Origin of the sequence: Rhodoferax sp., from assembly GCF_010365055.1 — a bacterium.
In the GTDB taxonomy this organism is placed as follows: domain Bacteria; phylum Pseudomonadota; class Gammaproteobacteria; order Burkholderiales; family Burkholderiaceae_C; genus Rhodoferax.
In genome coordinates this window covers 24,531-47,770 of record NZ_JAAFHA010000020.1, presented here as the reverse complement: position 1 = coordinate 47,770, position 23,240 = coordinate 24,531, and the positions used below count along the sequence as shown (strand labels likewise).

Annotated in this window: 20 protein-coding genes; 4 read left to right on the top strand and 16 right to left on the bottom strand. The window is 58.9% G+C overall.

Annotated features, from left to right (window positions below):
- Window positions 1-89: 89 nt before the first annotated feature.
- The 4 genes from GZ093_RS07230 to GZ093_RS07215 all read right to left on the bottom strand — a co-directional run bounded on the left by GZ093_RS07230 (window position 90) and on the right by GZ093_RS07215 (window position 4,559).
- Window positions 90-314: a hypothetical protein gene (locus tag GZ093_RS07230; protein WP_296484114.1), complete on the bottom strand. Its 225-nt coding sequence runs from the start codon at window positions 312-314 to the stop codon at window positions 90-92.
- 57 nt (window positions 315-371) lie between these two features.
- The gene (locus tag GZ093_RS07225; RefSeq protein WP_296484111.1) at window positions 372-1,439 is read right to left on the bottom strand and encodes a hypothetical protein; all 1,068 of its coding nucleotides are present in this window, start codon (window positions 1,437-1,439) and stop codon (window positions 372-374) included.
- Window positions 1,440-1,473: 34 nt separating this feature from the next.
- A complete protein-coding gene (locus GZ093_RS07220) occupies window positions 1,474-2,592 on the bottom strand; it encodes a hypothetical protein (protein WP_296484108.1) in 1,119 nt (372 codons plus the stop codon).
- Window positions 2,593-2,735: 143 nt separating this feature from the next.
- The gene (locus tag GZ093_RS07215) at window positions 2,736-4,559 is read right to left on the bottom strand and encodes a glutamine--tRNA ligase/YqeY domain fusion protein (RefSeq protein ID WP_296484104.1); all 1,824 of its coding nucleotides are present in this window, start codon (window positions 4,557-4,559) and stop codon (window positions 2,736-2,738) included.
- Between the two features lie 71 nt (window positions 4,560-4,630).
- Here GZ093_RS07215 and GZ093_RS07210 point away from each other — a divergent pair, with 71 nt between their 5' ends.
- Window positions 4,631-5,767 (top strand): DUF2157 domain-containing protein, encoded by a 1,137-nt coding sequence (locus GZ093_RS07210; RefSeq protein ID WP_296484102.1) that lies wholly within the window; start codon window positions 4,631-4,633, stop codon window positions 5,765-5,767.
- Here the strand turns inward: GZ093_RS07210 and GZ093_RS07205 are convergent.
- The 4 genes from GZ093_RS07205 to GZ093_RS07190 form a co-directional block, all read right to left on the bottom strand.
- On the bottom strand, window positions 5,764-8,382 hold the full coding sequence (locus tag GZ093_RS07205; protein ID WP_296484098.1) for an EAL domain-containing protein: 2,619 nt from the start codon (window positions 8,380-8,382) through the stop codon (window positions 5,764-5,766). The two genes, GZ093_RS07210 and GZ093_RS07205, sit on opposite strands and share 4 nt — an antisense overlap.
- Complete coding sequence (locus GZ093_RS07200; RefSeq protein WP_296484095.1) at window positions 8,379-8,825, bottom strand: response regulator; 447 nt, start codon at window positions 8,823-8,825, stop codon at window positions 8,379-8,381. The genes GZ093_RS07205 and GZ093_RS07200 overlap by 4 nt, the downstream gene beginning before the upstream one ends.
- Entirely contained in the window at window positions 8,800-10,281 is a 1,482-nt protein-coding gene (locus tag GZ093_RS07195; protein ID WP_296484093.1) for an ATP-binding protein, read from the bottom strand. The genes GZ093_RS07200 and GZ093_RS07195 overlap by 26 nt, the downstream gene beginning before the upstream one ends.
- 375 nt (window positions 10,282-10,656) lie before the next feature.
- Window positions 10,657-11,316, bottom strand: a complete 660-nt coding sequence (locus GZ093_RS07190) for an LON peptidase substrate-binding domain-containing protein (protein WP_296484092.1) — start codon at window positions 11,314-11,316, stop codon at window positions 10,657-10,659.
- A 109-nt stretch (window positions 11,317-11,425) separates the two neighbouring features.
- Here GZ093_RS07190 and GZ093_RS07185 point away from each other — a divergent pair, with 109 nt between their 5' ends.
- Window positions 11,426-12,283 carry an undecaprenyl-diphosphate phosphatase gene (locus tag GZ093_RS07185; protein ID WP_296484089.1) on the top strand — a complete coding sequence of 286 codons (858 nt, stop codon included), beginning with the start codon at window positions 11,426-11,428 and terminating at the stop codon, window positions 12,281-12,283.
- Between the two features lie 27 nt (window positions 12,284-12,310).
- Here GZ093_RS07185 and GZ093_RS07180 read toward each other — a convergent pair whose 3' ends face one another.
- From GZ093_RS07180 to GZ093_RS07155, 6 genes are all read right to left on the bottom strand, one after another.
- Complete coding sequence (locus GZ093_RS07180; protein ID WP_296484086.1) at window positions 12,311-13,123, bottom strand: alpha/beta hydrolase; 813 nt, start codon at window positions 13,121-13,123, stop codon at window positions 12,311-12,313.
- Entirely contained in the window at window positions 13,123-13,950 is an 828-nt protein-coding gene (locus GZ093_RS07175) for a proteasome-type protease (RefSeq protein ID WP_296484083.1), read from the bottom strand. Before GZ093_RS07175 ends, GZ093_RS07180 begins: the two co-directional genes overlap by 1 nt.
- A 73-nt stretch (window positions 13,951-14,023) precedes the next feature.
- Window positions 14,024-16,642, bottom strand: coding sequence for a DNA mismatch repair protein MutS (gene mutS, locus GZ093_RS07170; protein ID WP_296484080.1), 2,619 nt, complete (start codon window positions 16,640-16,642; stop codon window positions 14,024-14,026).
- A 138-nt stretch (window positions 16,643-16,780) separates the two neighbouring features.
- Window positions 16,781-17,509, bottom strand: a complete 729-nt coding sequence (locus GZ093_RS07165; protein WP_296484077.1) for a glutathione S-transferase — start codon at window positions 17,507-17,509, stop codon at window positions 16,781-16,783.
- 29 nt (window positions 17,510-17,538) lie between these two features.
- Complete coding sequence (locus tag GZ093_RS07160) at window positions 17,539-17,976, bottom strand: universal stress protein (RefSeq protein WP_296484074.1); 438 nt, start codon at window positions 17,974-17,976, stop codon at window positions 17,539-17,541.
- A gap of 29 nt (window positions 17,977-18,005) precedes the next feature.
- A complete protein-coding gene (locus GZ093_RS07155; protein ID WP_296484071.1) occupies window positions 18,006-18,212 on the bottom strand; it encodes a dodecin in 207 nt (68 codons plus the stop codon).
- Window positions 18,213-18,452: 240 nt separating this feature from the next.
- On the opposite strand from GZ093_RS07155, the gene GZ093_RS07150 reads away from it, so the two are divergent.
- Complete coding sequence (locus tag GZ093_RS07150; protein ID WP_296484124.1) at window positions 18,453-18,620, top strand: hypothetical protein; 168 nt, start codon at window positions 18,453-18,455, stop codon at window positions 18,618-18,620.
- 54 nt (window positions 18,621-18,674) lie between these two features.
- The gene (locus tag GZ093_RS07145) at window positions 18,675-19,067 is read left to right on the top strand and encodes a DUF2784 domain-containing protein (protein WP_296484070.1); all 393 of its coding nucleotides are present in this window, start codon (window positions 18,675-18,677) and stop codon (window positions 19,065-19,067) included.
- A 63-nt stretch (window positions 19,068-19,130) separates the two neighbouring features.
- On the opposite strand, the gene pta is transcribed toward GZ093_RS07145, so the two are convergent.
- Together pta and GZ093_RS07135 are read right to left on the bottom strand one after the other, a co-directional pair.
- Window positions 19,131-21,182 (bottom strand): phosphate acetyltransferase, encoded by a 2,052-nt coding sequence (gene pta, locus GZ093_RS07140; RefSeq protein WP_296484067.1) that lies wholly within the window; start codon window positions 21,180-21,182, stop codon window positions 19,131-19,133.
- Between the two features lie 243 nt (window positions 21,183-21,425).
- On the bottom strand, window positions 21,426-22,988 hold the full coding sequence (locus GZ093_RS07135) for a glycoside hydrolase domain-containing protein (protein ID WP_296484065.1): 1,563 nt from the start codon (window positions 22,986-22,988) through the stop codon (window positions 21,426-21,428).
- Window positions 22,989-23,240: the final 252 nt, after the last annotated feature.

Here is a 23,240-nt window from a genome sequence, read left to right as displayed (position 1 = left end):
AAATTTCGGCCGAAAAACTCGCCTAACTCGTTGATTTCATTTGCCCAGGGACCGCCAAGGAACGAAAAATGGGGTGGGAAGTGTCGACTTTAAGAGGTCAGGCCCCGTAGCCATTCGATTTCCTGCGGCTGCAACTCGCTTTTGCCATAGACGATGCGCACGTCGATCTTCAACCGATTCTTATCCGCCAGCAGTTCTTTCATGCGGTCGTTGAGCTTGAGGAATGGGCTAATCAAGATCAGACGGTCTGAGGCGCCCTTGATCAGCTCTTCAAGGAAATAGTTGGTCGCGCTGGTGTTTAGAAATTTAGCCATTTGAATAAATTTTCTTTGATGCGTTATCCGTTATTCATCGATACCCCAATGAGTTTATTAGGTGGACGAAATTAATTGGTTCCCGTAACAAAAATGTGTTGCATGTAGCATTGTTGGCAAAAGTATCTCCCAGTTCACGTTGGAACGAAGACTAGATGATTTTTGGACAGGTCGAAAATGGACGCAATCATTTCTTAACTTATAAATTAAGCTGGCAGCCTTTTTATTATCGAAGCCAGTTATTTTTGCCTCACTATCAAATGCCAATTTAAACTCATTGAGCAAATTCAAGGGCAAATTCTTAAGCAGTCCTTGCAAAGCTGCTTCTTCAACAGGCCTCCAACTCAAGACGTCTTCTACTATCTCACTTATTGCTTCGCTGGGTAAGCTTAACTTGAGCTTATTTTTCAGTTCATTTATTTTTGGGAAAGGGTACAAAAATTCGATAGAGCGATAAATTTCGAGAAAGGCATGATCCCACTTTCGTTCAGTAATTGCTCGTAAAACTAATTCGTATGGGAATATATCAACTTCTAGAGTGCAGACCACACGGGCAATTTCTAGCCCTGCTTGCGACCAATTTAGACTTTGCAATACTGAACATTTTGTTACTACAAAAAGACCAACTCTCTGTAATGCAGGCGCTAGACTAAAAAATGGCGATTTTGAATGAATTTTATAAATTGATATTTCTGGAAAATATTTTGTAACAATACTTAAGTCATACCCCATTCCTTTTTCAGAAATATTTTCAATTGGTATGAATATATTTTCTGCAAGTTCCAGTCCAGTGGTTTCGCTAATAATTGGATTTATATTCAACTCAACAATTGCGGCGCAAAACAGTCCTGTATTAATTTCGCAATATTCAAAATCACTTTCCAAAAGTTCTGGCTTTAGTCCAGAGCAGACAATGTAATGCTCATTGGCAAACACTGCGATGGCAAGCTGATAATGATCTCCAAACTGGAACATTTCATCTGTTTCAAACTTGACATCTTTGAGCCAGTTTTTTTCAATCTCATTGGTGTTCAGCCAGCGATTTAATCGCGGCTGCTCATGCTGCTGATCTTGTGGAAGAAGACGTCTAAGTTTTTCAAAAAACTGCGCGTTCAGCAATGTCATTTTGCGGGCCATAGTAAAACTGAGGCTATTTAGGTCAATAGGCTCGCCAGCATGGCTCCATGCTTACTAAATCTGCTCCCTCCTCTAATAGCACTTGGAAGGCATTCAAAAAGAATTCACGTTCTGAATTTCCTACTGATTGACTTGTCTTTATTCGCGATAGCGACTCACTTAGTGTTTGTAAACAAAGGAAATTTCCAAGTGCCTCGTCGTCAAGTACATCTAGTTTTTTTCTTAAATTCGTTAGCTTGACAATATTTGCTCTTAGTTTCTTTCTTTGCTCGGATTCTCCACGTACAACACCTGGCCTACCAAAAATATCTAAAGCCAACGCAGTCATAAATCCTACACATGCTGGTTGACTAGAAAATAAATCTTTGCCTGAAACAAAGCGTCCTTGATCGCCCTTCGCTCCTCTAAATTTATCAAATGCCATATCTAAGAAAACCAATTCCGTAAGAGCTTGGCAATAATCCCTTGTGAAGTCGTCCTTTGCAGCCGCTTCCATGAAGTCGAGTCTCGTGAACTCGTCCGCCAAGCGTTCGCGGATATCTATTTTTTCCTTCCGTGCACCAAAAACTAAAAATAGTTCAATCAAATCGTCGGCTTGAAATTGTCCACCCTTTGACCGACGTCGTGCTTGCGTAGTTTCCAGCACCTCTAAGGTCTTAATTGACGATTTCAGCTCGAGTACTAGCGATCTAAAGACGACCTCAATTTGTCTTCTTAAGTTCCAAGGTACTTGTCCTGTATTGAGTACAAGCATTCGATAAATCAAACTTCCTGTATCTTCTGCTATCCAAAACTCCACTCGGACCTTCCTATCTGGTGGAGGAGATTTTTCGTTAAATGCTTCGAAGAGTGCTGTTGTGCGTTGCATTCCATCAATTATGGATAGGCGGTCGGCTTCGGTGTTATCCAATATCTCCCGTTGAATTTTTTTGGTGGCGGATCGGAATTTCTTAAAAACAATTGGTGTGAGTACAACTCCAACAACCAATGGTGGAAGAACAGCACCTTGTTGTATGTCATCAACCATTCTTTTTCGAATTCGGATTGCTGAAGTTGTTTGTAACTTTTCCCGTTGGCCTGTAATTCCTCCGCGATTTAAATAGGCATCTTTAGCCATATCAAGGTATTCGCGAATGAGCATGGAAGTCATTACCGATAGACAATTTATTCTGCTGTCTTCTAGAACCTCAAAAGTAGATCTATTTTGCGTTGCCATATGAGTGAAATATTGAGTTATTTTCGACGGAAATTTGGTATCCAATTATTCGAGCTTGAAGAGAAACTTCATCGCCCCCACGAATCCTTCAACCCCACCGCCAAGTTAAACACCGGCTTCACCTTCGTGTGATCCACCCCGTCGGCCACAAAGTAGCCATGCCGTTCAAACTGAAACTTTTGGTCAGCGCGGGCGCTGGCCAGGGAGGGTTCCACAAACGCCGTCACCACTCTCAAGCTGTTCGGGTTGAGCGCTTCGATAAAGTCTTTACCGCCCGCGTCGGGCTGGGCTTCCAGAAACAGGCGGTCGTACAGGCGCACCTCAACCGTCAGGCCGTCGGCTACGGCGACCCAGGTGATGACGCCTTTGACCTTGACGGCGTCGCTGCCGGGGCTGCCGCTCTTGGTGTCGGGCACCAGCGTGGCGTGTACCTCGGTCACGCGGCCCTCTAGGTCTTTGCTGCAGCTGGTGCATTCGATGACGTGGCCGTATTTCAGGCGTACCTGGTTGCCCGGGAACAGTCTGAAAAAGCCTTTGGGCGGCGTCTCTTCAAAGTCCGTGCGGTCAATCCAAACCTCTTTGCCGATTTTGAAGCTGCGCTTGCCCAGCTCGGGGTGGTGCGGGTGAAGGGGGGCAGAGCAGTCGTCGAGCGTGCCCGCGCCCATGACGGCGTCCCAGTTGGTGAGCACCAACTTGACAGGGTCCAGCACGGCCATGGCGCGGGGGGCGCACACGTCCAGCGTTTCGCGCAGGCAGCCTTCCAAGGTGCTGTAGTCGATCCAGCTGTCGCTCTTGGTCACGCCGATGCGCTCGGTAAACAGTTGAATCGCCTCGGGCGTGTAGCCACGACGGCGCAGGCCGACGATGGTGGGCATGCGCGGGTCGTCCCAGCCCTTGACCTTGTGGTCGTACACCAGTTGCGCCAGCTTGCGCTTGCTGGTCACAACGTAGGTGAGGTTCAGGCGGGCAAATTCGTATTGCTTGGGCGGCGGGGCGCTGAGCAGGCCGCCTTCGGTCAGGCGCTCCATCAGCCAGTCGTAAAACGGGCGCTGGTCTTCAAATTCGAGCGTGCAGATGCTGTGGGTGATGTTCTCCAGCGCGTCTTCAATCGGGTGGGCAAAGGTGTACATCGGGTAGATGCACCATTTGTCGCCGGTGTTGTGGTGCGTGGCGCGCCGGATGCGGTAGATGGCGGGGTCGCGCAGGTTGATGTTCGGGCTGGCCATGTCGATCTTGGCGCGCAGCACCATGGCGCCGTCTTCGTGCCGGCCGTCGCGCATTTCGCGAAAGCGGGCCAGGTTCTGGGCCGGGGTGCGGGCGCGGAACGGGCTGTTGACACCGGGCTTGCCAAAGTCGCCCCGGTTGATGCGAATTTGCTCCACGGTTTGCTCGTCCACGTAGGCGTGGCCGGCTTCGATCAAATACTCGGCCGCGCGGTACATGAAGTCGAAGTAGTCGCTGGCCTGATAGGGGGGGGCGGTGGCCGAGCCGTTCCACTCAAAGCCCAGCCAGCGCACCGAGTTCATGATGGTGTTGACGTACTCCAGCTCTTCCTTTTCGGGGTTGGTGTCGTCAAAGCGCAGGTGGCACACGCCGCCATAGTCGCGCGCCAGGCCAAAGTTCAGGCAGATGCTCTTGGCGTGGCCGATGTGCAGGTAGCCATTGGGCTCGGGCGGAAAGCGGGTGCGGATCTTGGCCGGATCGGGCTGGCCTGCCGCGTGGTGGGCGGCGTCGCCGGGGCTGCCGCCCCATTGGCGCTGGGCGTAGGTGCCGGCGGCCAAATCATGCTCGATGATCTGGCGCAAAAAGTTGCTGGGTTTGACGGCCTCAGAAGCAGCGGTGGTGCCTTTGGTGGCGTGGGCCGGGGGTGTTGCAGGGGTGGGGGTGCTCATGCGAATGATTTTAGACTGCGCATTGCCCTGAAGTACCATCCTTGGTCCGGCGCGCTCCCTTACCAAACCCTATGAATACCAACGATTTTTCTGACACGGCCCCCGACACAGTTATCGACACTGTGCAACTTCGGCAGGGTGATCTGCAGGCTGCGGTGCAGGACGGCATCATTTCCAGCACGCAGGCGCAGCGCCTGTGGTCGCGCTGGTCGCCGGGTGCGGCGGCGGATGCGCTGGCGTCTGCACAGGGGTGGCGGGTCGGGCGCGCGGCGTCGGGCCCGGGCTTCAGCTTCACCAACACCTTGTATTACTTTGGCGGCATGGTGGCCATTGGCGCCATGACGCTGTTCATGACCTTGGGCTGGCAGTCTTTTGGCGCCTGGGGCCTGCTGGCGATCAGCCTGGGGTATCTGGCGGCCTGCCTGAAGGTGGCTGACCACCTGAAGACCCGCCAGCTACCCATTCCGGCCGGCATTCTGGCCACGTTGGCTGTGTGCCTGGTGCCCTTGATTGTGTGGTGTGTGCAGCAAGGGCTGGGGCTGTGGCCGCCGGGCGGACCGGAACGTTACTCGGCCTATCACACGCACATCAACTGGCGCTGGCTGACGCTCGAATTTGCCACGCTCATCGCCGGTGTGGTGATGCTGTGGCGCTACCGGTTGCCGTTCATGGTGATGCCAGTGGCGGTGACGATCTGGTACATGAGCATGGATGTGGCCAACGCCCTGATGCAAAACCAGGGCTTCAACTGGCAGTTCACGCGCGATGTGTCGCTGGTGTTTGGCCTGGCCACTTGTGCCGTGGCGGTGTGGGTGGACGTGCGCTGCCGTCAGGCGCAAGACCCGGCCTGGCGGCAGGACTATGCGTTTTGGCTGTACCTGTTTGGCGCCATCATGTTCTGGTGTGGTTTGAGTCTGCGTGATTCCAGTTCCGAGTTGGGCAAGTTCATTTATGCCCTGCTCAATGTGTTTTTGGTTTTTGTGGGTGCGGCCATTGGGCGGCGGGTGTTCACGGTACTGGGGGCGTTTGGCGTGGCCGGGTATCTGGGCTATTTGTCGCACCGGGTGTTCCAGGACAGTTTGATGTTTCCGTTTGCGCTGACGCTCCTGGGTCTGGGTTTGGTGGCCTTGGGCATCTGGTGGCAGCGCCACGAAGATCGCATTAACGCGCGCCTGAGCGCCTGGGTGCCGGCCGGCTTGCGCGCTTAAGGGGAGGAGGGCAGGGTCAGAAACTTCACTTCGAAAATATCGCTCGGCACCGGTTTGCTGAACAAAAAGCCCTGGATTTCGTCGCAGTTCAGCACCCGCAGCAGGCGCGATTGCTCTTCGGTTTCCACCCCCTCGGCCACCACCTTGAGCTTGAGCGCATGCGCCAAGCTGATGATGGTCGACACCAGCGCCAGACTTTCGGGCGCATCGGTCATTTCGATCACGAACGAGCGATCAATCTTCAGCGTGTTCACCGGGAATTTTGACAAGTAGCTGAGCGAGGAAAAGCCAGTGCCAAAGTCGTCAATGGCCAGGCTGACGCCCATGTCCCGGATCGCCTGCAGGCTGGCGATACTGCGCTGGACGTCCTCCATCAGCAGGCTTTCGGTGATCTCCAGCTCCAGCCCAGTGGCCGCCTGCGCGTCAATGCTGATGGCTTGTTTGACCTCGTCGATGAAGCCGCGATGGCGCAGTTGCAGCGGCGACACGTTCACCGCGATGCGCACGGCGGCCAGCCCCGCGCTGCGCCAGCGCAGCGCGTCATCGATGGCCTGGCGCAGTGCCCAGCGTCCCACGTCGTAGATCAAACCGGTTTCTTCGAGGATCGGGATGAAGCGGGCCGGTGGCACCAGGCCCGTGCGCGGATCGTTCCACCGAATCAGCGCCTCGGCGCCAGTCATCTTGCCGCTCACCAGGCTCACCTTGGGCTGGTAATGGAGCACGAATTCACCTTTGTCGAGCGCCTGGCGCAGCTGGTTTTCCAGCGTCAGCTTGCCGGCCACCATGTCCGTCATCTTCTGTGTGTAAAACAGGTAGCGCTCGCCGCTTGCCTTGGCCTTGTTGAGGGCGGCCTCGGCATTCTTGAATAAGGTGTCGGTGTCAGCGCCGTCGTGCGGGAACAGCGCTATGCCGACCTTGGCGGTGATGCGGAACACGGCGTCATTCAGGCGAAACGGCTGCTCCAGAAAAGCGGCCATCAATTTCTCAAGCGCCCGCGCCACGTCACCATCCTGCTTGACTTCCGGCAGCACCACGGCAAACAGATCCGCGCCGACGCGTGCCAACAGGTTGGCGTCGCCCACCTTGCTCGTCAGCCACTGCGCCACCAGTCGTAACAGCGCGTCGCCGGCCGGTCGGCCCAGGCTGTCGTTGATGTTTTTGAACCGCTCCAGGTCAATCAGAAACAAGGCAAGCTTGTTCCCGGCGCTGACAGCGCTGCGCATGGACTGCGCCACCCGTTCCAGAAAAAGACCGCGGTTGGCCAGCCCGGTGAGCACGTCGTAGTAGGCGAGGTAAGTAAGCCGCTCCTGCTTCTCAATGTTATCAATCCCGAACGCGACGTCGCCGGCCAATTCCGATAGCAGCTTCAACTCCTCTTCCTTGAAAAATTCAGTCTCGCTGGCGTACAGCGCGAGCACGCCCACCGCTTCGTCCGAGACAATCAAGGGGAACACGGCGATCGAGCAGACGCCGGCTTTGACGTATTGCGCGCTGAATAAGACCTGGGGGTCGTTTTGTGCAGCGTTGGACACGACGGCCTTCTTGTCCCGGATTGCCCGCGCGCTCATGGTTTTGGGCGCATCTTCGCTCGACGACAAGGTATTGCTAATGACAGTCATGAGCGCCTCATCCTTGCCCGCCGTTGCGACCGGGACGATCGTTGTCGAGCTGTGATGGACGATGGCGACCATGGCCATTCGAAAGCCGCCTGCCTCGACCGCAATCCGGCAGGCCTCCTTGAACAGCGTGTCACGGTCGCGCACGCGCACGATCAGCGTATTGATGCCGCTCAGCATGGCATAGACGCGGTTCAAGTGGGCGATCCTGTTTTCAGCCTCCTTGCGTTCGGTAATGTCCGAGGCGATGCCGGTCATGCGGACAAGCGTGCCGAATTCATCGCGAACTGGAAACCCCCTCACCTCGATCCAGCGAATCGGGCCATCCGGTCGTACGATCCGGAACTCCAATTCGAACGTGCCCGCTGCCATACCTTCCTTGAATTTCTGGTAGGTCGATGGCCGGTCATCCGTATGTATTTTCTCGATCCAGGCTTCTGAATTTGCGTAGAGACTCGCGCAGCTGAGACCCCAGATATCTTCGTAGGCTGGGCTCACATACAAGATGCGATCACCATCCGAATTCATGAGGAAGAACACGTCGCGGATGTTTTCCGCCATCTGCCGGAATCGGTTTTCGCTGTCGGTCAGCGCCTCTTGAGCGTGGCGATGGGCTGCGCGCATTTGCGTGTCTTTGAGTTCGCGTTTCAGCGCCGGAGCGAGCCGCGCCAGGCTCTTCTTCATCACGTAGTCGCTGGCGCCGGCCTTCATCGCATTCACGGCGGCTTCCTCGCCGATGGTGCCCGAAATGAGAATGAACGGAATGTCGAGACCGGTGGAGCGGAAAATTTCGAGCGCATCCAGGCCGGTGAAGCTCGGCATGCTGAAATCCGAGAGGATCGCGTCCCAGTGCTCCTGCGCCAGCGCGGTTTCCAGTGCCGCCGCTGTCTGGACGCGCCGGTGCGTCGGGTCAAACCCGCCGCGTTGGAGCACCCGCAGCGCCAGCTTGGTGTCGTCTTCGGAGTCCTCGACGATGAGGACTTTGATCGACTTGTTCATGCGGCGTTGCGCTCCGGCGGCGGTTGATTCGTCATCATCCAATAGATGCCAAGAACTCTCACCGCCTCCAGGAATTCGGCAAAGTTGACGGGCTTGCGCACGTAACTGTTCGCCCCCAGGGAGTAACTCTGGATCAGGTCCTGCTCCTCTTTGGATGACGTCATGACGACCACCGGAATGAGCCGGGTTTGCACGTCGGCGCGGATCGCCTTGAGTACGCCAAGGCCGTCAAGCTTGGGAAGTTTCAGGTCGAGAATGATCAGCGTCGGCAATGACTTGCTGGCGCGCTCGGCGTAGGCACCCCGCGCAAACAGGAAATCGAGCGCTTCAACGCCGTCCCGCGCCACGATGATCGGGTTCAGCATGTTGTTGCGTTTGAACGCGCGCAGGGTCAGCTTCACGTCGTCCGGATTGTCTTCAACCAGCAAGATTGTCTTGTTCATTTGATCCATTTCCAGACTCCTTCAAAGTGAAAAAGAATGTCGCACCTTCGCCTTCCTTCGCCTCGGCCCATAGTTTTCCGTCGTGCCGCCGGATGATCCGCTGGACGATCGCCAGACCGATTCCGGTGCCGGGGAAATCCTCAACGTGGTGCAGCCGCTGGAAGGCGCCGAAGAGATTGGTCGCGTGCGCCATGTCGAAACCGACGCCGTTGTCGGCGACGAAAAATATCGTTTTCGCGTCGCGTTCGAGGGCGCCAACGCGAATCACCGGGTTCCCGGACTTGCCGGTAAATTTCCAGGCGTTCTGGAGCAGGTTTTGCATGGCGATTCGCGTGAGCGCCAGGTCAGCGTGGACGCTCAAGCCAGGCTGAATTTCCCATTTTGTCGACCGATCGGGTTGCTCCCGGTCCAGCGCATCGGAGATGTCCCGCGCGATCGCGCTGATGTCGACCCGCGTCACGTTGAGCTCGGCCCGTGTCACCTGGGACAAGCGGAGCAAGTCGTCAATGAGGTTGCCCATGCGCTGGCTCGCCGCACGGATGCGCTGCAGGGCATCCTTGCCTTCGTCGTCCAGTTTGTCGCCGTAGTCCTCAATCAGCACCAGTGAGAAGCCGTCCATGCTGCGCAGCGGTCCGCGCAAATCGTGGGACACGGAATAGCTGAATGCTTCGAGTTCCTTGTTCAATGCCGCGAGATCCTGGTTGCTGCGCTCGACCTGCGAAAACGACGCCTGCAGTGACTGGGTCATGGCGCCGAAATTTCTGGATAGTTCACCGATCTCGTCGTTGGCGCGTATGTCAAGAACAAAATTCCAATTGCCCGCGCCCACCTGTCGCGTCGCCTGCTGAAGTTCGGCGATCGGCACCAGCACGCCGCGTCGCAAAAACCATGAGGCGGCCACAATGATGGACGCGATCAAGGTGAGTCCCGCGAGGATTGCAATCATCACCCGCCATTCGGCGTCCATGATGCGCTGCGTCGCAAGATCGGTCAGGCGCAGTGCGTCGGCGAAGTTCTCCTGCTGGTAGACCATCAGTTGGCTCAGCAGTTGCGCCTCATGTCGCTGACCTGCCTCGTCCAATGGGGCGTCCGCGCGGCCTGCAAGCTCTGCTGCGGTGATCTCGGTGAAGAGGCGCAGCCCTGCCGCCCTTTTTTCCCGCAAGGTGGCGAGGATTTTGCTTTGGGCGGGCTTGCGGAACCGGGCGTTTGCGATCAGCTGGTCGACGTGGTCTGACACCTCCATCCACTGCACCCGAGCCCGCTCATTGTGGTGTTGGTCGTACTCGAAGGTGAGCAGCCTCAGCTCGGTGACCCCATGTCCGATCTCAGTCGTCACGCGGCGCTGGCGATTCGCGTCCTCGACTTCCGAGTAGGTCCACCAGATCATCGCCGCAATAAGGGTAATGATCGCGAGCCCCGTGCCCGTGACAAACCGCTCTTTGGTGCCGATCTTCATGCGTGGGTCCGGCGCTAGGGCAACACGGCGACGCGTTTTGGCCAGACGGCCAGCAGCGATTGGAATTGCCGCGCGGCCAAGTCCGGACCGTGATCTGGGTTCAGTCCACGGCCGTGCTGAGCCTGTTCAGCCGCATGATTGGAAACGCCAAAATTTGGATTGCTCTTAGACATGTACTACATCCCTGTGAACAGTCTACGCGTGCTTGCCGTGACTTTCTGTGCGGTAGGAAACATAGTCATTTGTTACGTAACCGATTGTTAAATTGTTGGCGAAAGACTCAGTACGACAAGACATCGGGAACTTGTCCGCCAAGAAGGGCTATGTCCGCTTGACCTGGCGGAATGCCATGAATTTAAGGATCAGTTCAATCTTTCAAGTCGCGATGCCGCTGCGTTCCAGAAGATCGCTGACCAGTTCCAGCCGAACCAGCGGGTTGTCGAGTTCCATCAGGCGCTGTTTGTGCTCCAGCGGCATGGGCAGCAACTCACACCAGCGGTTGGCAACCCAGCCGCAGTCATCAAATTGATAGGGTGGTTGCACCGGCATTTGCGCCAGCGGCGCCCCGCGCGTGCGCAGGGTGTTGATGAGATTGTCCAAAGCCACGGCGACGACTTGCAGATCATCGGGTATTTTGACCACCAGGTCGTTGGCCAGCGGCGTGACGTTGGCAACCCACAAGCCGTGTTTCAACCGCTCTTGGTGGGTCATGCGAAAGCGCTGCAGGCCGGTGCAGCGAATCACCATCAAGCCCGGCTGGGGGATGGTGAACTCGGTGATTGTGGCCAAGGTGCCCACCGCATGAAACAGCTCCAGCGCAAAGCCGTCGCTGGTGGCTGCGCCTGCGTCGGCCTTGCGCACCTCGGCGCCCTGAGTCAGCGCGACCACGCCAAAAGGGGCGCCGGTCTTGTGGCATTTGCCGATCATGTCGAGATAACGCACTTCAAAAATTCGCAGCGGCAGCGTGCCGCCCGGATAGAGCACCGTCGAAAGTGGAAACAGGGGGAGGGAAAACAGAGCCAGGGATTCAGACATGTTCAGTGCCATGATTTGCGTTGCCAACATCATCCCACGAACTTGTCAGCGTTGCCGACCGTGTCCGCAGGTCATGCAGTGATAATCGCGGCTCTTTCAAGGAGTTCGCTTGGACATCGTATTGCTGATCAAAGCCGCCCTCATGGGCATCGTCGAGGGGCTGACGGAATTTCTGCCCATTTCATCCACCGGTCACCTGATTCTTGCAGGGTCGCTGCTGGACTTCACCGGCGAAAAGGCCAAGGTTTTCGAGATTGCGATCCAGACCGGCGCCATGTTCTCAGTCATGTGGGAATACCGCGAGCGCTTGCGCCGCACCGTGCTCGGGATCACGCATGACCCGGTGGCGCAGCGCTTCGCGCTCAATGTGCTGATCGCGTTCATGCCAGCGGTGGTGCTGGGTCTGAGTTTCGGGGCCGTCATCAAGGCCCACCTGTTTCGCCCGGTGCCGGTGGCGCTGGCCTTCATCGCGGGCGGGCTCATCATCCTCGCCGTGGAGCACCGCCATCGCCGTCTCTACGGGGCGCTGGACCTGGCGGGTAAGCGTCACGCCCGTGTCGAAACGGTGGATGAAATGAGTTACCTCGATGCGCTCAAGGTCGGGCTGCTGCAATGCCTGGCGCTGATTCCGGGCACCAGCCGCAGCGGGGCCACCATCATCGGCGGCCTGGTGCTGGGGCTGTCGCGCAAGGCCGCCACTGAATTCAGCTTCTACCTGGGGATTCCGACCCTGATGGGGGCGGGTGCCTATTCCGTGTGGAAGCAGCGCGAGCTGTTGCGCTGGGACGACTTGCCGATGTTCGCGGTGGGCACGGTGACGGCGTTTTTCGCTGCGCTGCTGTGCATTCGCTGGCTGATTCGCTACGTGTCTACCCACGACTTTGTGCCGTTTGCCTGGTACCGCATTGTTTTTGGCGTGGTGGTGCTGGCCACCGCCTGGAGCGGCGCGGTCACCTGGGCTGCTTAAGGGTTGGGCGATGGGGCCCAGGCCTGCTCAGGCCAGGCTTTGCAGGTTCAACAACGCCGCTTCAATCGCCGCCGCCGCGGCGATTGGCTTTTCCATGGGAAACAGGTGGCTGCCGTCGAGCATCATGATGCGGCCCTTGCATATTTTTTCCGTCATGGCCATGCCGACCTGTTTCATCTCGACCGAGTTGATGCCACCGATGAAGGCTACCGGGCATTTGACCGGATGGCGTTTGAGCAGGGCGTCCAGATTGTGCGGCAGGGTGTTGTAAATAGCAGTTTCGACCTCGCGATCAAAGCTTAATACGCGTTTCTTGTCGCTTCCGTGGCCCTCGTCGTGGGTGCCATGGGCGATGTAGTCCTGCAGCACCTGCGGATCCCACTTGGCAAACGCCTTCTTGCCGCGAAAGTGATCGAGCGCCGCCTGCTGGTTGGGCCAACTGTTGCGACGTTTGCGGCTGACGGCACCCGGCGAAAACGATCCGACGAGCGGTGTGTTTTTAATGACGCCCAGTGTGGTGGCGCGCCAGCCGCCCAAAATGGGTGCGTCCACCAGCAACACACCGCGCACCAGCTGGGGGGCTCGCGCGGCGGCCATCAGGCTGAGAAATCCACCGAGTGAATGACCGACCAGGAAAGCGGGCTCCGCCGTCTTGTCAACCTGCGCCTGCGTGAAGTCAACGAGTTGCTGGACCAGGTGCGGCCAGTTGTTGGTGACCGGGTACTGGGTGTTATGGCCAAATTTCTCGATCGCGTTGACCTTGAAACCGCGTGATCTGAGACTTTTGAACAAAACACCATAGGTGCTGGCGGCGAAACTGTTGGCGTGCGAGAAGATCATCAGATTAATTTTTCTTGGGGCGTTGTTATTTTTTTCAGAGCTTGGTTGCGGTCAGACTGCTGCATCAGCGGCACGTCAGTCTGTTCTCCGTTCCACATCGGGTCTTCAATGCTGTCAAACACCTCGCGCAGTTTTTTCCCCCAGCTGTTGTGCATCATTCTGAAATAGGGGTTGTCTTCATCGATGCACACCACCTTGTCGGTCTGGAATTGGTTGGCTTCATAGACCACCAGGTCCAGCGGCAAACCCACCGACAAATTCGACTTGAGCGTGGAGTCCATGGACACCAGGGCGCACTTGGCGGCCTCGTCCAGCGGCGTATGGGGCGTGATGACCCGGTCCAGCACCGGCTTGCCGTATTTGGACTCGCCGGCCTGAAAGTAGGGTGTCTCGGGCGTGGCTTCAATGAAGTTGCCGGCCGAATAGACCTGAAACAGGCGCATGCCTTCACCCTTGATTTGCCCGCCAAAAATCAGCGACACATTGAAGTCAACGCCCGTCTGCTTGAGCGCAATCGCATCGCGTTCATACACATGTCGAATGGTTGCGCCCAGCACGCGCGCGGCATCAAACATGCTTTTGGCGTTCCAGATGGTGATGGGCTCACTTTCGGCATGCTCCTTGAGTTGCTCCACCTGAAGAATTTCGCGCACTGACTGCGAAATGCTCAGGTTGCCGGCGGACAGCAGCACCATGAAGCGGTCGTCCGGCCGCTCGTAGACGATCATTTTGCGAAAGGTGTTGATCTGATCCAAGCCGGCGTTGGTGCGCGAGTCGGACAGAAAAACCAGCCCGGCGTTGAGTTTGATGGCGACGCAATAGGTCATGGTGTCAGCGTGAATGGCATGAATAAAACGAGAGTGTAGGGCGAGGCAGCGCCGTCTGGTCCCGTGAAGTCGGTCACGTCGTGCCAGACGCCAACTTCTTCAGTTGGTACAGCGCCTCCAGCGCCTCGCGCGGGCTCAAGTTATCAGGATTCAACGCGGCAACGGCGGCATCCAAGGCGCTGGCAGCTGCTGTTTCCGTCACCAGCGGCGCGGCGAACAAGTCCACCTGGGCCTGATTTTGGGTGGCTTGTGATTCCAGCGCGGCCAGGGTCTGGCGCGCCTGATTCACCACCGTCGCCGGCATACCGGCCAGCCGTGCGACCTGGATGCCATAGCTCTTGCTGGCAGGGCCCGGCTGAATTTCGTGCAAAAACACGATGTCACGGCCCGCCTCGGCCGCGCTCACATGCACGTTGATGGCGCCGTGGTGCTGGGCCGGGAACTCGGTCAGCTCAAAGTAGTGGGTGGCAAACAGCGTGTAGGCCTGCGTTTTGTCGTGCAACTGGGTGGCAATGGCGCTGGCCAAGGCCAGGCCGTCAAAAGTGCTGGTGCCCCGGCCAATCTCGTCCATCAGCACCAGTGAGTTGGGCGTGGCGGCATGCAGTATCTGCGCAGCTTCCAGCATCTCGAGCATGAAGGTGGACTGGGCGTTGGCCAGGTCGTCGGCGGCGCCGATGCGAGTGTGGATGGCGTCGATCGGTCCCAATCGGCAGGCGCTGGCGGGCACGTAGCTGCCCATGCTGGCGAGCAGCACGATGACGGCGATCTGGCGCATGTAGGTCGACTTGCCGCCCATGTTGGGGCCAGTGATGATTTGCATGCGCTGCTTCGGGCCCATGTGCGTGTCATTGGCGATGAAGGCACCACTGGTGGTCTCGGCCAGGCGGGCCTGCACCACCGGATGACGACCCTGCGTAATGTCCAGACACGGTTCCTTGACGAACTGCGGGGCGCACCAGTCCAGCGTGAGGGCGCGCTCGGTCAGCGCGCACAGCGCGTCCAACGTGGCCAGGGCGCGGGCCACCCGCGTGAGGGCGGGCACAAACACTTGCAGCTGGTCCAGCACCTGCTCGTACAGCCATTTTTCACGCGCCAGCGCGCGCTCCTGCGCGCTCAGGGCCTTGTCCTCAAACGCTTTCAGTTCGGGGGTGATGAAGCGCTCGGCGTTTTTCAGCGTCTGGCGGCGCCGGTAGTCGTCGGGCACTTTGTCGACTTGCCCTTGCGTGACCTCAATGAAGAAACCGTGCACCTTGTTGAACTGCACGCGCAAGTTCGCAATGCCGGTGCGGGCTTTCTCGCGCACTTCCAAGTCGAGCAAGAAGCCGTCGCAATTGGTTTGAATGGCGCGCAGTTCGTCCAGCTCTGCGTCAAAGCCGCTGGCGACCACGCCGCCATCGCGCACCAGCACGGCGGGCTCGGGGTCAATGGCACGGGCCAACAAGGCCGCACAAGCGTCGGGTGCCTGTAAATGGCCTGAAATTTGAGACAAATAGGCCTCTAGCCCTCGTGTAGTATGGTTTAGTAGCTCTGTTTTTTGCAGTGTCAGCTGGAGTGCGACGAGCTCCCTGGGGCGCACCTGGCGCAGCGCGATGCGGGCGGTGATGCGCTCCACGTCGGTGCTGCCCTTGAGTTGTTCGCGCAGCTGGCGCCAGACGCCCGCACGCGACGTGAGTGCGTCACCGCCTTGCAGGGCGGCGATAGCGTTCAACCGTTGCTGCGCTTCGCCACGGTCGCGCCGGGGTTCAAGCAACCAGTTTTTCAGTAGGCGACTGCCCATGCCGGTCATGCAGGTGTCCAGCAGAGAAAAAAGCGTGGGTTGCTCTTCGCCGCGCAGGGTCTGCGTCAGCTCCAGGTTGCGCCGGGTGGTGGGTGGCAGGTCGATCAACTCGTCGCTGCGTTGCACGCGCACGCTCTGGATGTGGGTCAGCGCCCGGCCTTGCGTGTGCTCTGCATAAGCCAGGAGGGCGGCGGCGGCGGCGTGGGCCTGCGGCAGATCTTGCGCCTGCCAAGGTGCCAGGCTGGCGGCCTGCAGCTGCGCCAGCAGCTTTTGTTCGCCGAGTTTTGTGTCAAATTGCCAGTCGGGCCGCACACTGACCGACACCGCGCCCGAGACCAGCGCGCTACGCAGGCGCGCCTCAAAGGCGGGCGTCGCACCGGCGCTGAAAATGACCTCGCCGGGTGCGATGCGCAGCACCCACTGCGCCAGGTCGTCCGCCGCGCATTCGGCCAAGTGCACTTCGCCCTGCGTCACGCTGAGCCAGGCCAGGCCACAAGTGTTGCGCGGACCCTGCTGCACCGCCAGCAGCATCGACTCGGATTTGTCGCTCAGCAGTTCCAGGTCGGTCAGCGTGCCCGGGGTGACGACGCGCACCACCTTGCGCTCCACCGGGCCTTTGCCGGTGACCTCGCCGATCTGTTCGCAAATCGCCACCGATTCGCCCAATTTGATGAGTCGGGCCAGATAGGTTTCCAGGGAATGAAACGGCACCCCGGCCATGACCACGGGTTCTCCGGCGCTCTGGCCGCGCTGCGTGAGGGTGATGTTGAGCAGGCGCGCGGCCTTTTCAGCGTCGGCAAAAAACAGCTCGTAGAAGTCGCCCATGCGGTACAGCAACAGCGTGTCGGGGTAGTCTGCTTTGAGGCCTAAATACTGGGCCATCATGGGGGAATGTTGCTTTGCGGTTTCTGTCATCCGAACAAGTCTATCAACATTGGCTGATCCCGCCCCCCGGATGCCAGCCTGCATGGCAGCTTCACAGCCATTCAAAAAGGCAGCGCCGCTGCCTTCACCGCCGACGACCAAAAGTCTCAGCGATTTGACACCCTGGCCTCAGCCATCCAGTTCGGCGTAGTGTCGGAAGATGCCCTCCTCGTTGAAGGGAATTCGGCGTTCGCTGCGCACGTAAGCCGCTACGCGGTGATGTTGTGAAACACGCTCGTGCAGGCCCAACACCAGCGGCGTTTTCATCAGGACCCGCTGCGTTGCCTTGGGGAAAGCATAGCGCAGGCCTGCCACCAGCTGGAACAGCGACAGGTCGGCATAGCTCAATCGCGCGCCCACCAGATGCTTGTCGCCTTTGGGGTTGCGCGCCAGCACGGTCTCCAGCCAGCCAAGAAACTTTGGAATGCGTTGGGTGCGAAACTCCTTTGCGGCCCGGGCCGCTTCCCTCTTCTGGTCTTCGTAATACAGACCAGCGCCCACCGGGTGGTGCGTGTTGTGCGCCTCGTCCACCGCATCGGCGATGGTGAGCTGGATCTGATGCGTCCACACGCGGTCGGCCTCGCTGGTGGCTACCAGCTTGAGGCGCGGTCCTAGGTACAGCAGGATGGCGGCGGTCTGGCCGATCATCCGCTTGCCGTCCACCAGCACCGGGCAGGCAAACGGCGGCCGCGCGACGGACTCATCTTGCAGGCAGTGGAACAAGGCGGGCAGGCCCTGGCCGTTTGAGGCGTCCCCACGGGCGACATCGACATAAGAGGCGCCGGCCGCTTCAAGCGCAAGGCGGACAAATTCGCCGCGCCCCTGGATGCTGGGCCAGTAGTGGAGTTGGTAAACCATAGGTCGTCTAGAGTGCGACAGCGCCCCCTTTAACGCGTGATGACCACCAGCACGCTACAGGAGGCGTGTTCGATCAGGGCCTTGGAGACGGAGCCCCGCCACCAGCGTGCTGCCCACCCGTCCAAATGCTTGTGACCCACCACGATCAGGTCGGCCTCGATCCGACGGGCGCAACGCGCAATCTCAGTCACGGCATCCCCGACGACCACTTCGCCGCGGGCGGCCAGCCCGGCATCAGCCAGCTTGCGCACACCTGCGTCGAGAATCGCCTGATAGCGGCCTTTCTCGCCTTCCTGAAGCGACTCGTCATACACACCGCTCTCGGGGCCGATGACGGTCAGGGTCAGCGGCATCACCGCAATAAGAGTCAACTCAGACTGGCTCCACTGCGCGATGTCATGGCAATCGAGCAGGGCCTGTTGCCCCGGGGCAGAGCCGTCGTAAGCCAGCAAGATTCGTTTGTACATGCCACCCCTCCAAGCCCTCGTGCGGGCAGTTATTCCAGGGTAAATCCGATCTTCAGGGAAACCTGCCAGTGCGCCACCTTGCCATCCACCACATGGCCCCGGGTTTCGGTGATGGTGAACCACTGGATGTTCCTCACCGTCTCATGCGCCTTGGCGATAGCGTTGCTCACGGCATCTTCAATACCGACGCCGGAAGAACCGGTCAGTTCAAGCGTCTTGTAGACATGGTTGCTCATCGTATTGCTCCCAAGAGTTAATCAATCCACGCCATGTAATCCTACGCGGTTTGCGCTGCAACTACAAACACAAATTCGACACCTGATGAGGACGCTCGTTGAGTGAGGGGCGCAGGCCAATATTGCCGCGTGGCAGCCGGCCTTTGGACTTGCCTTTAGGTGGATTATTTTGTGAAGCGTCAAAGTCTGCACGCGTAAACTGCTGTACCAAACTGCACACCACCCGCACCAGACTGCCACATGGCCCGTCACTACCACGTTTACGTCATTGAACTGTCGAAGGACGTTCTGAATGAAAGCCGGTTCAAAAAAGGCAATCCTGATTACTTGACCGGAAAGCAGTGCGTTTATGTCGGCATGACCGGCCTGGACCCTGACGTGACGGGCGGATATGGCCGCAGGAACTAACAGCTGTCATGCCAACATCGAACTGTATGCTCGCGTCAGAAGATCGGAGTTCACATGTACTTTCGCATTGCCGCCGATGGCGTACTTCTGCTCCACCTGTCATTCATCTTGTTTGCCATTTTCGGTGGGGCGCTCGCTGCGCGGTGGCGCTGGATTCCACTTGTTCATCTTCCCGTGGCTGCTTGGGCATTCTTCGTGGAGATGACGGGTCGCATATGCCCTCTCACCTATCTCGAGAACGATCTTCGCGTCAGAGCCGGTGATTCGGGCTACGCGGAAAGCTTTGTCGAGCACTACCTGCTCGGCATCATTTATCCTGCTGGCCTGAACCGAGAGGTTCAGTTCGTGCTTGCTGCCACTGTCGTTGTGGTCAACATCGCAATCTATGCTTGGTCAGCCAGTCATTGGCGTAAGCAACAAAGACGTGCCCAAGCTCGCACCAGGTGACAAGCGCTGGTCTGATGGGCTCCACTGCCATCCAGCGCTCTGGTAAACCATCGTATCTCCGACTCAAGCCTGCGCCATCGACTCTGCCTGGATCGCGGTCAGTGCGATGGTAAAGACGATGTCATCGACCCGTGCGCCGCGAGACAAATCATTCACCGGCTTGCGCAGGCCCTGCAGCATGGGGCCAACTGACACGACGTTGGCCGAGCGTTGAACCGCCTTGTAGGTGGTGTTGCCCGTATTCAGGTCGGGGAAGATGAAAACCGTTGCCTGCCCCGCGACCGTACTGCCCGGCGCCTTCTGCTCGCCGACCTCACGCACGGCGGCCGCGTCGTACTGCATCGGGCCGTCGATGACCAACTCCGGCCAGCGGGCCTTGGCCAGCGCCGTGGCAGCGCGGACCTTCTCAACATCGTCACCCGATCCGGATTCTCCGGTGCTGTAGCTGATCATTGCGACTTTGGGTTCGATGCCGAAGGCCAGTGCGCTGTCGGCGCTCTGCTTGGCAATGTCGGCCAGCTCTTGCGCCGTTGGATTTGGGTTAATCGCGCAGTCGGCGTAAACCAGCACCTGCTCGGGCATCAACATGAAGAAGCAGGATGACACGATCGATGAACCCGGCGCCGTCTTGATCAACTGAAGCGCGGGGCGCACCGTGCTGGCCGTGGTGTGCACCGCGCCGCTGACCAGGCCATCGACTTCGTCGACCGCCAGCATCATGGTACCGAGCACGACGGTGTCTTCCAGCGCTGCACGGGCTTGCACCGGCGTCACTCCCTTGCTCTTGCGCAGCTCCACCAACGGTGCCACGTAGCGTTCGACAATCAGACCGGGTTCCAATATCTCAAGTCCCTTTGGCAACTCGATACCCAGCGCGTCAGCCACCGACTCGATCACCTTGCGTTTGCCCAGCAGCACGCAGCGCGCGATGCCTTTTTCGGTGCAGATGACGGCGGCGCGGATCGTGCGGGGTTCGTCACCTTCGGGCAGGACGATGCGCTTGTTGGCGGCCCGCGCCTTTTGAATCAGCTGATGGCGAAAGGCCGGCGGCGACATGCGCGTTGGCGCGGCACGCTCCAATCCCGAACAAATAACATCCCCATGCAGCTGTTCAGCCACACTGTCAATCACGGTGTCCATCCGGGCCAGATCGTCCTGCGGCACCGCCAGTGGCAAGCGGCTGATGCGGGCCGCGGTCTCATAACTGTCGCCATGGGTGCGCAGCACCGGCAGGCCGCTGTGCAAGGCGAGCGCGGCAAAGCGTTCGATCCGCGGGCTGATGAAGCTGTGGTGCGTCAGCATCAGGCCGGCCAGCTCCACCCCGTTGCTGGCCGCCAGTGCCGTGGCCAGGATCACGTCGTCGCGGTCACCCGCACTGACCACCAGGGTGCCGGGTTTGAGGCGCGGCACGACTTCGGCCACCGAACGTGCGCAAAGAACGGTTTCCAGCATGCGCCGGGTCGCGATCTCGCCCTCAATCATCACCTCAGCGCCCATGTGGCGGGCCACGTCAATCATGCGCGGCGCCGACAGCGCAGGATTCTCTTTGACCACCCCCCAGATGGGCACGTTGTCCAATTGCTGGGCGGCCGCGGCTTCATCAAAATCTGCGGCTGCCCGGTTGAAGATGACGCCCACCACATTGCGACCGACAATGCGGATCTGGGCAATCAGGTAGTTGGTTTCGGCGATACCGTGCGCGTTCGCGGCGCTGGCCACCAGGACCACATCCGCCTGCAGGCTGCGGGCGATGTGGCCTGACAGGCGTGGCAGGAAAACCCGGCTCGGATCCGCATGGACGCCTTCGACCACCAGCACATCGGCCTCCTGGGTGCAGGACGAGGCCAGGCTGACAATGTCTTCGAGCAGTTCATCGCTCTGGCCGCTGGTCACGCGTTTGGTCACCAGACTCATGGGCAAGGGATCGGGCGTGTTCTGCAGGTGGCAGATGCTGCGTGCGAACAGCACCGACGCTTCGGTCTCGGGCGTGCCTTTGGTGATGGGTTTGACAAACGCCACCTTGAGTCCGCGTCGCTGCAATGCCCGCAAGAGACCGAGTGAAACCGAGGTAAGGCCGACGTTGGGCTGTGTCGGCGCCAGGAAATACGTACGCATAGGGGAGACTCCGCTGGTGATCATCAACCCCTCCTGGTGAACTGGAGGAGGATTTGTGCGCTGCAATCATAATTGCTAAATTAAGGGGTTTACCCTATTGACTTGTTAAAAACATGTCATAGCGTTTTGATGACGTGGCCTTGGGTCAATTGGAAAGCATTTCGCCAATGAGGCACAGCCGAACGAGTCCGGCGCCAGGGTTCCAGGAGCGCCACTCGGGACAGGATAGAGACGTCGCAGCCTTCAGTCATGCGCGAAGAACACGTGGTCAAGGAATTCAGCTTTGAGCCACCAGTTGCGGCCCGCGCTTCCAAATCGCTTGTTGACGGCGCCCGCTTGGCTTTGCAGCGGCTGATCGACATTGCCCGCAGCGTCGCGTTGAGCGATGTTGCCAGTGCCCTCAGGCACAACGACGGTGATGTGCCCAGGACGGCCCTCGGCAGCGCGGTCAGCGCAGATGATGCCAATCCCGCCGCCGTTTGCCGTGCCCTGAAGTGCCGTTGCGTCTGACACGCGGCGCCAACCGAACATCGTGCCGTAGTCGATCAGCCAACGGTACAGGTCGTCGGCCCGCATCTCGCGCACTGTGTCTGCGTAGGCCGCGGTGACGGCCTGGCCCGCAGCCATCCTCGCGATGGCCGGGCCGGTCCACCACACGCGCGGCAGGTAAGCCGCCGCAAGATAGCAGTGGTCGACCGCGTAGACGTTGCAGAAGGTCAAGCCGTCCCGGCGCGCATAGCGAGCGCTGTGTTCAACGTCCAGCCAATCACCAATCATGGCGAGCTGTTGTGCTCGCAAGGTCGCTACAGCATTCGGATCACGGGTCGGCCGGCCGACTTCGCCCATTGGAGAAGCCAAGCCGCCGGTCGATTGGCGCGTGGCCGAGCGGTTGTCTTCCTTCCAATGCACCGCCGGGATTTGCGGGCTCTGCGCCGGCGCTGGCGGCGGCCCAGAGACGGCTTCGAGGAAACTCGCGTTCACGTGGCCAATGAAGGTGGCGCCATTCAGGACCACCCGCACCCGCACCCACCCAGGCACCGACACGCCGAGCACCCGCAACAGCGTCCCATGGGGCAAGGTCGCGAGCGGCGTGTTGGCGTCGGCGGTCGGCACAAAGCGCAGGTTCAGCTGGGTCGCACTGACTCTCATCAGTTCGCCTTCGCCTGCCTTCACTTCAAAACCGGCTGGCTGGAACTGGCCGAATGCCGGTTTCGCGGTACAACGCTGCCAGCCGTTGCCAATACTGCAAAGGTCCTGGTTGGTGACGAATTGTTTGATATCCCAGGCCGTATACGTTTTTGATTCGGCCCATCCGGTCGCTTCGGCGAGCCAGGTGAACTCCACCAGGCCGGCTTTCTTCAGCAGTCGGCACGTCAGACCCGACCCATAGACGCCCAGCCTGTAGTGTGAAACCCCGCCAGACGCCGCGTCCAGCGCAGCGCGCACGCCCTTGAAATACGGCAGCACGAACGTTTTGATCTGCGCTGCGTTGAAATCGACATCGACCGCGAAGTAGATCGCGCTGCTGGCGGGCTGGCCGATCTGCCCGGCACTGGCAAAGGCGCTGGCCCCATCAAGCTGGCCGCGTGCCAGATTGAAATCTTCGGTGAGCCGGGCACGGTCCTGGTAGACGACAGCCATCTGCAACCCCGCGCGCGCCATCTCCGCGGCCTCTTTCGGGCGAAGTTGCTTCTCCGGCTGCTTGGTGGTACGAGAGTAGTAACGGATCACAAAAGCCTTGCCAGCCGCCACCAAGCTGGTGGCCGAGCTTTCGCACAGGCGGTTGGTGGAAATTCCCTCAAGCATGTTGCCTCCCTCATTGAGCGCAGCAGTGGCGCGTGAAATGGTCAATTTTGAAAAGGTACCGGATGGCAGGAGAGAGCGTAGTCAATCGCGTCAACCACGGCAAGTGTTGAATTTCTCTTTTGGCGCCAGGAAGCAGTGTTCTCAAATACCTGTGGTCGAATTGATCCACGCTTCTGGAAGCCACTGCCAAACTCGAGACTCCAACCATGGATCCCCGCCGGTCAGAATCGCCATGCCCACGGCACCGAGCAG

Coding starts and splice junctions, on each gene's coding strand:
- GZ093_RS07160 (WP_296484074.1), bottom strand. CDS start 17,976: ATGTACAAACGAATCTTGCTGGCTTACGACGGCTCTGCCCCGGGGCAA.
- GZ093_RS07135 (WP_296484065.1), bottom strand. CDS start 22,988: ATGCTTGAGGGAATTTCCACCAACCGCCTGTGCGAAAGCTCGGCCACC.
- GZ093_RS07215 (WP_296484104.1), bottom strand. CDS start 4,559: ATGAGCACCCCCACCCCTGCAACACCCCCGGCCCACGCCACCAAAGGC.
- GZ093_RS07205 (WP_296484098.1), bottom strand. CDS start 8,382: ATGAACAAGTCGATCAAAGTCCTCATCGTCGAGGACTCCGAAGACGAC.
- mutS (WP_296484080.1), bottom strand. CDS start 16,642: ATGACAGAAACCGCAAAGCAACATTCCCCCATGATGGCCCAGTATTTA.
- GZ093_RS07220 (WP_296484108.1), bottom strand. CDS start 2,592: ATGCTCATTCGCGAATACCTTGATATGGCTAAAGATGCCTATTTAAAT.
- GZ093_RS07200 (WP_296484095.1), bottom strand. CDS start 8,825: ATGAACAAGACAATCTTGCTGGTTGAAGACAATCCGGACGACGTGAAG.
- GZ093_RS07175 (WP_296484083.1), bottom strand. CDS start 13,950: ATGACCTATTGCGTCGCCATCAAACTCAACGCCGGGCTGGTTTTTCTG.
- GZ093_RS07190 (WP_296484092.1), bottom strand. CDS start 11,316: ATGTCTGAATCCCTGGCTCTGTTTTCCCTCCCCCTGTTTCCACTTTCG.
- GZ093_RS07145 (WP_296484070.1), top strand. CDS start 18,675: ATGTACTTTCGCATTGCCGCCGATGGCGTACTTCTGCTCCACCTGTCA.
- GZ093_RS07155 (WP_296484071.1), bottom strand. CDS start 18,212: ATGAGCAACCATGTCTACAAGACGCTTGAACTGACCGGTTCTTCCGGC.
- GZ093_RS07210 (WP_296484102.1), top strand. CDS start 4,631: ATGAATACCAACGATTTTTCTGACACGGCCCCCGACACAGTTATCGAC.
- GZ093_RS07195 (WP_296484093.1), bottom strand. CDS start 10,281: ATGAAGATCGGCACCAAAGAGCGGTTTGTCACGGGCACGGGGCTCGCG.
- GZ093_RS07230 (WP_296484114.1), bottom strand. CDS start 314: ATGGCTAAATTTCTAAACACCAGCGCGACCAACTATTTCCTTGAAGAG.
- GZ093_RS07150 (WP_296484124.1), top strand. CDS start 18,453: ATGGCCCGTCACTACCACGTTTACGTCATTGAACTGTCGAAGGACGTT.
- GZ093_RS07165 (WP_296484077.1), bottom strand. CDS start 17,509: ATGGTTTACCAACTCCACTACTGGCCCAGCATCCAGGGGCGCGGCGAA.
- GZ093_RS07225 (WP_296484111.1), bottom strand. CDS start 1,439: ATGACATTGCTGAACGCGCAGTTTTTTGAAAAACTTAGACGTCTTCTT.
- pta (WP_296484067.1), bottom strand. CDS start 21,182: ATGCGTACGTATTTCCTGGCGCCGACACAGCCCAACGTCGGCCTTACC.
- GZ093_RS07180 (WP_296484086.1), bottom strand. CDS start 13,123: ATGATCTTCTCGCACGCCAACAGTTTCGCCGCCAGCACCTATGGTGTT.